The sequence below is a fragment of the Enterobacter sp. 301B genome (assembly GCF_003850715.1).
Classification (GTDB): Bacteria; Pseudomonadota; Gammaproteobacteria; order Enterobacterales; family Enterobacteriaceae; genus Enterobacter; species Enterobacter intestinihominis.
Genome location: NZ_PQTC01000029.1, coordinates 1 through 11,881, shown reverse-complemented (window position 1 = coordinate 11,881; position 11,881 = coordinate 1). Strand labels below are relative to the sequence as shown.

Annotated in this window: 8 protein-coding genes, 1 rRNA gene and 1 pseudogene; 3 read left to right on the top strand and 7 right to left on the bottom strand. The window is 55.2% G+C overall.

Going from position 1 to position 11,881, the window contains the following annotated elements; all coding sequences use genetic code 11:
• Positions 1 to 6: 6 nt before the first annotated feature.
• From bcsB to bcsR, 4 genes and pseudogenes are all read right to left on the bottom strand, one after another.
• The gene (bcsB, locus tag C3451_RS21290) at positions 7 to 2,430 is read right to left on the bottom strand and encodes a cellulose biosynthesis cyclic di-GMP-binding regulatory protein BcsB (RefSeq protein ID WP_124304403.1); all 2,424 of its coding nucleotides are present in this window, start codon (positions 2,428 to 2,430) and stop codon (positions 7 to 9) included.
• Between the two features lie 10 nt (positions 2,431 to 2,440).
• A complete protein-coding gene (gene bcsA / locus C3451_RS21285) occupies positions 2,441 to 5,056 on the bottom strand; it encodes a UDP-forming cellulose synthase catalytic subunit (RefSeq protein WP_063139455.1) in 2,616 nt (871 codons plus the stop codon).
• Positions 5,053 to 5,805 (bottom strand): cellulose biosynthesis protein BcsQ, encoded by a 753-nt coding sequence (bcsQ, locus tag C3451_RS21280; protein ID WP_023298843.1) that lies wholly within the window; start codon positions 5,803 to 5,805, stop codon positions 5,053 to 5,055. The genes bcsA and bcsQ overlap by 4 nt, the downstream gene beginning before the upstream one ends.
• Before the next feature lie 3 nt (positions 5,806 to 5,808).
• Positions 5,809 to 6,005 (bottom strand): annotated as a pseudogene (gene bcsR / locus C3451_RS21275) (cellulose biosynthesis protein BcsR); the annotation flags it as partial.
• Between the two features lie 174 nt (positions 6,006 to 6,179).
• Here bcsR and bcsE point away from each other — a divergent pair.
• From bcsE to bcsG, 3 genes are read left to right on the top strand one after another with little or no spacing between them, the layout of a single operon-like run.
• Entirely contained in the window at positions 6,180 to 7,742 is a 1,563-nt protein-coding gene (bcsE, locus tag C3451_RS21270) for a cellulose biosynthesis c-di-GMP-binding protein BcsE (protein ID WP_038416896.1), read from the top strand.
• Entirely contained in the window at positions 7,739 to 7,933 is a 195-nt protein-coding gene (gene bcsF, locus C3451_RS21265; protein ID WP_022649733.1) for a cellulose biosynthesis protein BcsF, read from the top strand. Before bcsE ends, bcsF begins: the two co-directional genes overlap by 4 nt.
• On the top strand, positions 7,926 to 9,605 hold the full coding sequence (gene bcsG, locus C3451_RS21260) for a cellulose biosynthesis protein BcsG (RefSeq protein WP_023298844.1): 1,680 nt from the start codon (positions 7,926 to 7,928) through the stop codon (positions 9,603 to 9,605). The genes bcsF and bcsG overlap by 8 nt, the downstream gene beginning before the upstream one ends.
• Positions 9,606 to 9,638: 33 nt before the next feature.
• Here bcsG and birA read toward each other — a convergent pair whose 3' ends face one another.
• The 3 genes from birA to rrf form a co-directional block, all read right to left on the bottom strand.
• Entirely contained in the window at positions 9,639 to 10,601 is a 963-nt protein-coding gene (gene birA / locus C3451_RS21255) for a bifunctional biotin--[acetyl-CoA-carboxylase] ligase/biotin operon repressor BirA (protein WP_003861169.1), read from the bottom strand.
• Positions 10,598 to 11,626 carry a UDP-N-acetylmuramate dehydrogenase gene (gene murB / locus C3451_RS21250; RefSeq protein ID WP_045622440.1) on the bottom strand — a complete coding sequence of 343 codons (1,029 nt, stop codon included), beginning with the start codon at positions 11,624 to 11,626 and terminating at the stop codon, positions 10,598 to 10,600. Before murB ends, birA begins: the two co-directional genes overlap by 4 nt.
• A gap of 134 nt (positions 11,627 to 11,760) precedes the next feature.
• Positions 11,761 to 11,876 (bottom strand): 5S ribosomal RNA (gene rrf / locus C3451_RS21245).
• Positions 11,877 to 11,881 lie beyond the last annotated feature (5 nt).

Sequence of the window (11,881 nt, the reverse complement as noted above, 5' to 3'; positions counted from 1 at the left end):
CACGGCTTACTCATGGTCCGGGTTAAGACGACGACGGCTGATGATTCGCAGCAGACGCCACAATACCCATGCCAGCAATACAACGCTGAGCGCAGCCAGCACGGCCAGCAGCACCGGGTGGTTAGAGAGGGCGTACCACAGGCGTTCGAACCACGGGAGATGACCGACGTAGTAGACATCCCCCACGCGCAGGCTGTTTACCCCCGACTCACGGATCACCGAGACGGAACCGAACATTGCCGCCCGTTTACCGCTGTCGTTCATGGCCGTGTTGAGCAGCTCATAGCCGCGCGGGCTGTCCGCCAGCAGGGCGATCACGCTGCGCTGGTCGTTATACGGAGACTGGAAGCCGACAATCGCAGCCATCGGACCCGTTGAGCTTACGGTCGTCCTGATATTGGCCTGACGATCGCCGCTGTCCGGCATGATGCTTGGGAACTCGGTCTGACGCAGCGGCGTGTTGACCCATGACTGAGCCGCCTGCACCAGCAGATCGACGCGCTTCTCGTCTTTCAGCTTGTCCGGAATGTTGCCGATGACCATGATATCGGCATCTTTGTTCTGGATCTGGCTACCGTCATCCGTCACCGTCACGTTGATAGCCGGTAAGCCGGTTTGCGCCCCGACGGTGCCCATGGTGTCCAGCAGCGTGGCAACCTGGCCTTCGTTGGCCGCTTTTGGCATCACGACAATCGATTCAGAGAGATCAGCCATGCGGCTGAACGGGAAACTGGCGTTAGCAAACGCACGCAGATCCGGCATCGCGATAAAGTGGTAATACTTCGAGAAGTCGATTGTGGAATCATCACCAATCACCACGTGGTTTTGCACCGGCTGGAAGGTAATACAGTTTTCCACCGATCCACCCGGCATCGGGTTCATGTACTGGAAGTTAAACCGCAGCTGGTTCACCGCACCGAGCTTCAGCGCCGGGATCGACACATCGGTTTTGCCATCCAGCAGCCCCTGCAATACAGGCAGACGAAGCATCAACCGGTTTGTCTCCTGGCTGCTGGTCAGGCTGAAGGATTGCAGGAACTGGTTGTTGAGGCTGATATCCATGCGCGAGCTGTCTTTGGTTACCGGCGCGGTGTAACGGTAGTTCAGGTTGATATCAATACCGTTGGTGCGCAGCAGATAGAGATCCGGCGGCAGGTTCAGCGACAGGCTGACAGGAGAAGGTTCAAGCCCGGTTGACTGCAATTGCTCTTCATAGGTTTTCAGCTCGCCGAAGGTAATCGCGCGGTCGGTGCGGACCCAGTTCGGCGCATCATAAGGCTTACGTGCCAGCAGCGGTTTCACCTCATCCACCACGACGCTATTACCGCGGAACAGGATATTGCCCTGCGCAATGCCTTTTGCCGCCTGCACCAGATCTTTATCATCACGCCCGAAGATCACCAGCAGCTTCACGTACGGATTGTCCGGATGGCTGATCATCTCGATGGTGGGCGCTTTCACCTCTGGATGGTCCCGCAGGTATGCCGGGCGTTTGGCGTTGGTGGCAAACACAATCGCGTTTTTGTCCGGCATTTTGTCGTACATAACCGGGAAACTCTGGCCACGCCAGCCGGAGCGGGAACCAAACCAGGATGCCACGATAGAGGCCGCCAGCTGTTCGGTCACATCAGGAGAGCCCGCAAACACCATTGGCAGGTTCAGTGGACGGTTATCACGCGGGTCGAAGAACGGCACCGGGAAGGCGGAGAGATCGTTTTTCAACGCCAGCGGCTGATAGGTCATCTGAAGCGAAGAGTTACGACCAACATCCAGCCACAGGGTGCTGCTGGCCGGGTTTTCACAGACATCGCGGTAATGGCCGACAAATTCCAGACGCACGCGGTTAAAGTCGGTGATAAACAGCGGGTTAATCGGCACCTGAGCCAGGGTTTTCTTACCCAGTTGCTCTTTGGTGACGGGCAGGACGTCCATCAGCTCATCATTCAGATAGACCTTAAGCTGGGATTGCACCGGCAGCAGCGACGGCGATGGCGTGTATTCCAGGTTGAGCATCGCTTTCGACACAACTTCATCGCTACGCATACCGAATTCGACACCGCCATTTGGGTTGATGCCGCGCAGAACCATGCTGCCCGGAGGAGGCGCGATCTGGGCGAACGTCAGCTTAACGTCACGCGACGGCGTATTTTCCGCAACCACCGGTGCACTGGCTCCCGGCACGCCAGGCATAACCTGCCCAACCACCGGGTTGTCGGCGGGCAGCGTATTCCCCGTCGTCGGCTGATTCGGGACGACGTTTTCCGTCTGCCCCGGCGCCGCCGTCACTACCGGATCGGTCGCTTGCGCGACGACAGGCACCGTTGGCGCGGGTGTGGTCGCTGCGTTATCAGGCGCCGCGTTAGCCACTGTTGCAGGGAGCGCACTCATCCCCATTGCCACTGCACATAACCAGGAAAGTTTTGTTTTCATCGCGTTATCATCATTGTTGAGCCATAACCGGGTCCGCCTGCTTCGCTTCATCTCGCTCAGGTCGACGCGGAATGAACGACACGACCCAGGAAACCAGTGAAGTAAGTGACCGGAAAATTAATTTCACCGACGACGGGGCAAATTCTGCAAGGTGACGATAGCCACGGAACCCCAGCTTAAGAATATCCAGCAGGCTTTCCAGAGGCTTATCCTCAGGGAAGCTGTCCTGCCAGAGAGCCCACGTATCCGCGCGGGCAAACGTACACTGCACAAAATCAATGTGTTGCTTTTTAGTCAGCGGCATCAGTTGCAGACCCACTTCATTTCCTCTCACACGCACCACCTGCGTCGGGAAGACATACTCCTGCTGGCCGCGCTTAAGCAATAGGTTGACCTTCTGCCCCTCAAGCACCTTCGCCTGACCGTTGATCTTGATACCCAGACCGCCATCCGAAAAGTCATGTACGGTACAGGAGAAGAGATGTCCATCGTCGCGGGCAATGGCCGCTGGCATGCTGATTTCGACGCGATGCGCGCGGCGAACCTGTTTGCTCTCCACTGATACCGCCACCGCGCCACCGAGGATAATCAGGTTATAAAACACCCACGCCATACTCACGAAGACCGTCAGAATTTCGTTTTCCGGGCCGTAGAAGTAGCGCCAGACCCCAACAATCACGCCCACAATATTCAGCAGCACCAGGAAGATATAGGGCCGGGAGATCACCCAGTCGACATACTCCTCTTCCACCAGCCCGCCCTTCGCGGTGACGTTGAATTTCCCTTTATGCGGGTTAATCAGCGCCACCATGGTTGGCGGCGCGATATACCAGGCCAGCACCGTTTCGTAGATTTCACTCCAGAACGAATGGCGATATTTCCCCTGAATCTTCGAGTTCGTCAGGCTGGCGTGGATCATGTGCGGCAGAACGAACAGGGCAATCATCAGCGCAGGCGCATAGATGATGTAAGCGTGAAGAAGCAGGAACGCCAGCGGCGCAGTGAGGAAGATAAGCCGTGGAATACCCGACAGGAAGTGGAACATGGCGTTGACGTAGCACAGCCGTTGCGCCAGTTTCAGTCCTTTACCCATCAGCGGGTTATCGAGGCGGAAAATTTGCACCATGCCGCGCGCCCAGCGAATACGCTGGCCGATGTGCGCCGACAGGGATTCCGTGGCCAGCCCCGCCGCCTGAGGAATGCGCATGTAGGCGGAGGTATAGCCAAGACGGTGCAGACGCAGCGAAGTGTGCGCATCTTCCCTGACCGTCTCGACGGCGATCCCGCCAATTTCATCCAGCGGTTTACGGCGGATCACCGCACAGGAGCCGCAGAAGAATGTTGCGTCCCACATGTCGTTCCCGTCCTGCACCAGACCATAGAACAGTGTGCCCTCGTTCGGGGTTTTACGAAAACGACCGAGGTTACGTTCAAACGGGTCCGGCGAGAAGAAGTGGTGCGGCGTCTGCATCATCGCCAGCTCTTTCTCCTTCAGGAACCAGCCCATGGTCATTTGCAGGAACGAGCGCGTTGGCACGTGGTCGCAGTCGAAAATAGAGACGAACTCCCCTTTGGCATATTTCAGCGCATTGTTGATGTTACCGGCCTTAGCGTGTTCATGCGTGGTACGGGCGATGTACTCGACCCCTACTTCGTCCGCGAACTGGCGGAACTCGGCGCGGCCACCGTCATCGAGGATCCAGATTTTGATTTTATCCTTCGGCCAGTCGATACCCAGCGCGGCGTAAATGGTGTTTTTCACCACCGACAGGTCTTCGTTGTAGGTCGGCACGAAGAGGTCCACCGTTGGCCACTGGGTCGTGTCTTTTGGCAGCGGCACCGGCTGTCGATTCAGCGGCCAGATAACCTGGAAGTAACCCAGCACCAGCACGATCCAGGCGTAGGTCTCAGCGAACAGCAGCACTAACCCACACACCAGGCTGACCGGATCGTCCCAGTTCAGCGTTGAGGTATATCGCCACCAGATGTAGCGGCAGGAAACGGTCAGCGACAGCACGATCAGCATCAGGGCAGAAAAACGCCCCGGAATGCACCGCACCAGCAGCGCCACGCCCCACAGCAGGATCAGGAAGGTAAACTGTGCCAGCGGGTTGAAGGGCTGGGTAATACAGACCAGCGCCAGTATGAGCGAGAACACCACCACCACGCCGAGAATAAAACGCCGTAAGCCCGGGTGAAGGTGCCCGAGCTCTTTGTGATTATCTAAATGACCTGTTCTATCGCCAACCCGGTCGGGTAGCCGGTTAAGCCACTGGTGATAGTGTTCACGTAAGTTCTGCACGCGATCGAAGCTGCGCCAGCGGGACGTTTTTTTCTCCGCACCCGTTGAGGTCGCCAGAAGCCAGATGGACTGTATAGCGTAGCGCGCGGGATCGAGCGGACGCGGCTTGTCAGGGTTGATATGCGGATAGAGTTCACCGTGGCGCGCACGAATACGTTGCCAGCGTGGATGTTCGAGGGGGATGAACATCCACGCCAGAATCATCCAGAAGCAGCCCAGCGCAGCGCTCAGCGATGAGGCGCCATGATGACGGTAATGGCGGTAGCGTTCACTTAAGCGCGAACTGACCGGCGGGATGAGCAACCAGTTGGTCAGGCGGCTCATACTGAACTCCCGGCAGGCTCCGGCCGTTTAGCAAAGTGCAGCAGACACCAGTTGGCCAGCGTCAGGATCTCTTCTGCCGCCAGTGAATCACTACGGTACTCCCCAAGCGGTTGTTTGGAAGCGAGGCACTCCGCCATCGCTTCGTCACGATGAATAACCATTGGCAACAGGCGGCGCTGACTCTGGAGCCAGACCTGGTACAGATCGTCCTGGATCTGGCTGCCAATGCGCAGATCGTTAATCAGAATATGGGCATTGGCAGGCATTGCCTGTTGATGCAGACGGATATGACAATTCGCATCTACGTTCGCAATGGAGAGCACATGGTCGCACTGCGACAGAAGCTGGCGGGTCAGCGACGCGGCGCCGTGCGGCAGGTCCAGCAGGATCCACTGATAGTGTCCGCTCTCTTTCAGACTCTGCAAAGCGGTGGTGAAGCGAGAGAACAGGCGCTGAAACGCAGCTTCATTCCCGCGTTCGGTTTCCGTCATCTGACCAAAGGGAAGCAAATCGAGCTGGGAGGTATAGCGCAAACCCGCATCCCGCCAGTCTTTATCGTCCAGAAGCGCACGCCCCCAGCCGTTTTCATGCGTAAAGTCGACATTGAATGACATGCGCAGCAAATTATCGGAGCAGGCATCAATAACCAGTACTGATTCACCTAAAACCTGTAATGACCACGCCAGCGCCGCGGTTACGGAAGTTGTACCCACTCCACCACGGACGCCCTGTAATCCTAGTACGGCCATCAATGGCTTCCTTATTGTTGTTGGGCAAACTCAGCTAATAACGGCCAACGTTTAATAGCCGCAGCCAACTGTTCCCGCTGGGAAATATCGGTGTAATCTATTTCAGGCAATGAAAAAGCCTGCGTGAGCGCCAGAAAATCGTTTTGGAATGTGTAACCCAGGCTTGGGTCGACTGGAGTTGCGGGTTCGTTATTTTGCATTCTTATTTCATCCCTTTGAGTAAAATCATAAGATTCAGATGCAGCGAGGCGTCCTGCCCACGAAATTTCATTTACATGCTAAATCTGATGTTCTTTAATTTCAATGTTAGGTTTATTTCTACGCTTTCGCTAGTAAACTGAGAGACATAGAAATTCGACGAAAAGAGGGACACCGTGGACTCCATATTTTCTATTGGCATCCAGTCATTATGGGACGAATTGCGCCACATGCCAGTCGGAGGAGTCTGGTGGGTTAATACGGATCGTAATGAAGATGCCATCAGTCTGGTAAACCAGACGATAGCGGCGCAGGGTAAGGATTACCGCGTGGCCGTCATTACGATGGGCGATGAGCCAAAGTCAATCATCAGGCTCGAAACTGACCGTGGACCCCAGACAGTACGATTATTTTCCATGCCAGCGGAGGCCGACAGTTTATACTTTTTGCCCCGCGATATTCAGTGCTCTATTGTTCCTGAACACTATTTACTGATTCTTAAATGTTCTCAAAACGGTCTACAAAATATCCCGTCTGAAAAACTGCTGAAATGGCTGGGAAGAATCAGCAGATGGGCAAAAAATCAAAATTGCACCTTATTGGTTGTTAACCCGGGCAGTAATAACGACAAACTTTTTTCACTTTTAATGAGTGAATACCGTTCCCTCTATGGCCTGGCCAGTATTCGTGTCCAGACTGACAGCCATCTTTACGACGTGGCTTTCTGGTGCAATGAAAAAGGGGTGAGCTCCCGACAGCAGCTTACCCTCAAAAATGACGGGGACGAGTGGCATCTTGCTCAACAGGAAGAGACGGTGGTTCAGCCACGCAGTGATGAAAAGCGCGTTCTGAGTCATATTGCGGTACTGGAAGGTGCGCCTGCACTGTCTGAGCATTGGTCACTGTTCGAAACTAACGAGGCCTTATTTGATGAGGCGCGCACCACGCAGGCGGCGACCATTATCTTCTCGTTGATCCAGAATAACCAAATCGAAACGCTGGCACGGCACATTCACACATTACGTCGCCAGCGCGGCAGCGCATTAAAAATCGTGGTACGTGAAAATAATACCAGCCTGCGCGCCACCGATGAGCGCTTATTACTGGGCTGCGGCGCGAATATGGTCATTCCCTGGAATGCTCCCCTGTCGCGCTGTCTGACGCTGATCGAAAGCATTCAGGGTCAGCAGTTTAATCGATATGTTCCGGAAGATATCAGCACCCTGCTTTCAATGACGCAGCCGATGAAACTGCGCGGCTACCAGAAATGGGACACCTTCTGCGATGCGGTGGGCAACATGATGAGCAATACGCTTTTACCGGCAGACGGAAAAGGGGTGATGGTTGCCCTGCGTCCTGTGCCGGGCATTCGCGTTGAGCAGGCGCTCACCTTGTGCCGCCCTAATCGTATCGGGGATATCATGACCATTGGCGATAATCGCCTGGTGCTGTTCCTCTCCTTCTGTCGGGTGAACGATCTGGATACCGCCCTGAACCATATCTTCCCGCTGCCTACCGGGGATATTTTCTCGAACCGCATGGTCTGGTTTGAAGATAATTTGATCAGCGCTGAGCTTGTCCAGATGCGAGCCCTGGCACCTGAAAAATGGGCCAAACCGTTGCCTGTAACAAGTGGTGCCAAACCGGTTCTGAACGCGAAACATGACGGGCATGTATGGCGTCGGGTTCCTGAGCCGCTACGCTTAATGGATGAGAACAAGGAGAGCGTTCCATTATGAATATCAGCGATATCATCCAACTGGTTGTTCTGTGCGCGCTGATTTTTTTGCCGCTTGGCTACTATGCACGCCATTCCCTGCGCCGTATTCGCGATACGATCAGATTACTGTTCGTCAAACCTCGCTATATTAAACCCGCCGGAACACTGACTCGCGCTTCAAACGTCAAGGCAAACCGAAAACATGACTAATTCTACCTATACCTCTTCGGCGCCATCGCCACTCTGGCAATACTGGCGCGGTCTGTCCGGCTGGAATTTCTACTTTCTGGTGAAGTTTGGTCTGCTGTGGGCAGGCTATCTTAATTTCCACCCGCTGCTTAATCTGGTGTTTATGGCATTCCTGCTGATGCCAATCCCGAACCTCAGGCTGCACCGTATACGTCACTGGATTGCTATCCCTATCGGTTTCGCCCTGTTCTGGCATGATACCTGGCTACCCGGCCCCGAAAGCATTATGAGCCAGGGTTCCCAGGTCGCAGGTTTCAGTGCGGACTATATGCTCGATCTGGTTGAGCGCTTTATTAACTGGCAGATGATTGGCGCGGTATTTGTCCTGCTGGTTGCCTGGCTGTTCCTGTCTCAGTGGATCCGGGTGACGGTGTTTGTCGTCGCGATTATGATCTGGCTAAACGTACTGACGCTGACGGGCCCGAGCTTCTCGCTGTGGCCAGCCGGTCAGCCGACGACAACCGTAACCACCACGGGCGGTTCCGCCGCCGCTACCGTCGCGACAGCAGGGGATACGCCTGTGGTTGGGGATATTCCAGCGCAGACGGCGCCGCCGACATCTACGAACCTGAACGCGTGGCTCTCCAGTTTTTACGCTGCGGAAGATAAGCGTCAGACGAAATTCCCGGACGCGCTGCCTGCCGATGCTCAGCCGTTTGAGTTGCTGGTCATTAACATCTGTTCTCTGTCCTGGGCTGACGTTGACGCGGCTGGTTTGATGTCGCACCCGCTGTGGTCGCATTTCGATATTCAGTTCAAAGACTTCAACTCGGCCACGTCGTACAGCGGCCCAGCGGCTATCCGCCTACTGCGCGCGAGCTGTGGGCAGCCCTCGCATAAGAACCTCTACCAGCCGGCAGCTAACCAGTGTTACCTGTTTGATAACCTGGCAAAACTGGGCTTTACCCAACACCTGATGATGGGCCATAACGGTCAGTTCGGTAACTTCCTGAAAGAAGTGCGTGAACAGGGTGGCATGCAGGCCCCACTGATGGACCAGAAAGGGCTGCCAGTGACGTTACTGGGCTTCGATGGCTCGCCGGTCTATGACGATACCGCCGTACTTCAGCGCTGGTTCGACACCGTCGGTAAAGAGGAAGGGACGCGTAGCGCGACGTTCTATAATACGCTGCCGCTTCACGACGGGAACCATTATCCCGGCGTAAGTAAAACGGCCGATTATAAGGCCCGTGCGCAGAAGTTCTTCGACGAGCTGAACGCGTTCTTCAACGAGCTGGAAAAATCAGGCCGTAAAGTGATGGTGGTGGTGGTCCCGGAACATGGTGGAGCGCTGAAAGGCGACAGGATGCAGGTGTCTGGTCTGCGCGATATCCCAAGCCCGTCCATCACAAACGTTCCGGCCGGGATTAAGTTCTTTGGCATGAAGGCACCGCATCAGGGCGCGCCAGTTGAGATCACCCAGCCAAGCAGCTATCTGGCCATCTCGGAACTGGTTGCTCGCGCTGTAGACGGTAAGCTGTTTGTGGAAGATAGCGTGAACTGGGATCAGCTCACCAGCGGGCTGCCGCAGACGGCGGAGGTATCGGAAAACGCCAATGCGGTGGTGATCCAGTATCAGAATAAGCCTTATGTCCGACTGAATGCCGGGGATTGGGTGCCGTATCCGCAGTGACCTGCTACACCCTCTCCCCCTGTGGGGAGAGGGTTACTCTGCACTTCGTAATGAAATTTCACCGCCCACCCAGGGCTTAATCACGCCATCCTGTTCAAGCAGCAACGCGCCCTGCGCGTCAATGCCGCGTGATGTGCCGTAAATCTCTTTATCCCCAATCAGCAGCTTCACCGGTCGGTTAATAAAGTTATCCAGCTTTTCCCAGCGGGACAGGAATGGCGCTAACCCCTCTTGTTCAAAGAGCGTCAGCGAACTACGCAACTCATTGATCATGCGGACGGCAAGCGTATTGCGATCGATGGTGATCCCCGCTTCCTGTAGGTTGGTCCAGGCCTGGTTCACGACATCGTTCTGCACGTTTCGCATCACCATGTTCAGCCCCGCCCCAATGACGATCTGTGCGGCATCGCCTGTTTTTCCTGTCAGTTCGACCAGGATCCCCGCCAGCTTTCGATCGTTGAGATACAGATCGTTGGGCCATTTTACCCGCACCTGATCGGCACCCAGATCGTGCAGCACCTCTGCCATCACAATGCCGATGACCAGGCTCAGCCCGATGGCCGCAGCTGGCCCCTGTTCAAGCCGCCAGTACATGGAAAGGTAGAGGTTGGCACCAAATGGCGAAAACCACTTACGCCCCCGGCGGCCACGTCCTGCCTGTTGGTACTCGGCAACGCAGGCATCACCGGATTTCAGCTCGCTCAGGCGATCCAGCAGATACTGGTTCGTCGAATCAATGACCGGCAATACCGCGACGTTACCGTGTCCAATCTGGCTGCGGATGATCTCTTCATTCAGTAACTGGATTGGTTCCGGCAGGCTGTAGCCTTTTCCCGGTACCGTAAACACATCCACGCCCCAGTCGCGGAGCGTTTGAATATGTTTATTGATGGCAGCGCGGCTCATGCCCAGCTGTTCGCCCAGCTGCTCGCCAGAATGAAACTCGCCATCAGCAAGAATACCGATGAGAGTTAACGGAATAGTATTGTCCTTCACGCAATGGTCTCCACGGCATTCACTTCGCCCGTTCGGCCAATAAAGCGAACTTCAGGCTCCAGCCAGACGTTAAATTTTTCGCCCACACGCTGGCGAACATGATGCGCCAGGTTGACGACATCCTCACTTGTCGCGTTGGACTGATTGATCAGCACCAGTGCCTGCTGACGATGAACAGCAGCGCCACCAAGCGTAGTACCTTTTAATTCACATTGATCGATAAGCCAGCCTGCGGCCAGCTTCACGCTGCCATCCGCCTGAGGATAATGCGGGGCCGTTGGCCAGCCAGCGAGAAACGCTTTCGCATTTTCGCTGCCGATCACCGGATTTTTGAAGAAACTGCCCGCATTTCCATTCACTTTCGGGTCCGGAAGCTTGGTCATTCGCATGTGGCAAACGGAATCAAAAACCTCACGCGGTGTGACGGTAGCCGGATCGAGACGGGCCAGATCGCCGTAAGTCAGAACGGGTTTCCATGCTTTCGCCAGACGCAGGCCAACGGCCACAATGACAAAACGATCCTGATAGTCGTGCTTGAAAATGCTGTCGCGATAGCCAAAACGGCACTGCTCTGCGGTTAAGCGTTGAGCATTTCCCGTAACCAGTTCGATGCAGTCGACATATTCGCAGACGTTTTTCAGTTCGATGCCGTAGGCACCGATGTTTTGAATAGGAGATGATCCTGCACAGCCCGGGATGAGGGCCAGGTTTTCCAGTCCGGGCATCCCTTTTTCAAGGGTATATTGCACCAGATGGTGCCAGTTTTCGCCAGCACCCACGTGTAAATGCCAGCTGTCAGCGCTCTCTTTACGCTCAATCCCCATGATGCGATTAACGATTACCGTCCCCGCAAAATCATCGAGAAACAGGACATTACTTCCTTCGCCCAGAATAAGTACGGGTTCACCGTTTTCTGTTGCGTTTTGCCAGGCATTCAGCAACTGCTGAGCACTGTCGGCACGTACAATTTGATTAGCATTCCGTTGAATACCAAAGGTATTCCAGGGCTTAAGGGAGTGATTCATAGACGCTATCCTGATGCAAAAACCGGGATAGTTTACCGTATATACGAAGGGATGGGTGATTAGTTTATGGAAAGGAAGCAGGTGCAGAAACGCAAAAAGGCCATCCTTGCGGATGGCCTCTTCACTTGTTTGATGCCTGGCAGTTCCCTACTCTCACATGGGGAGACCCCACACTACCATCGGCGCTACGGCGTTTCACTTCTGAGTTCGGCATGGGGTCAGGTGGGACCACCGCGCTACAGCCGCCAGGCAAAT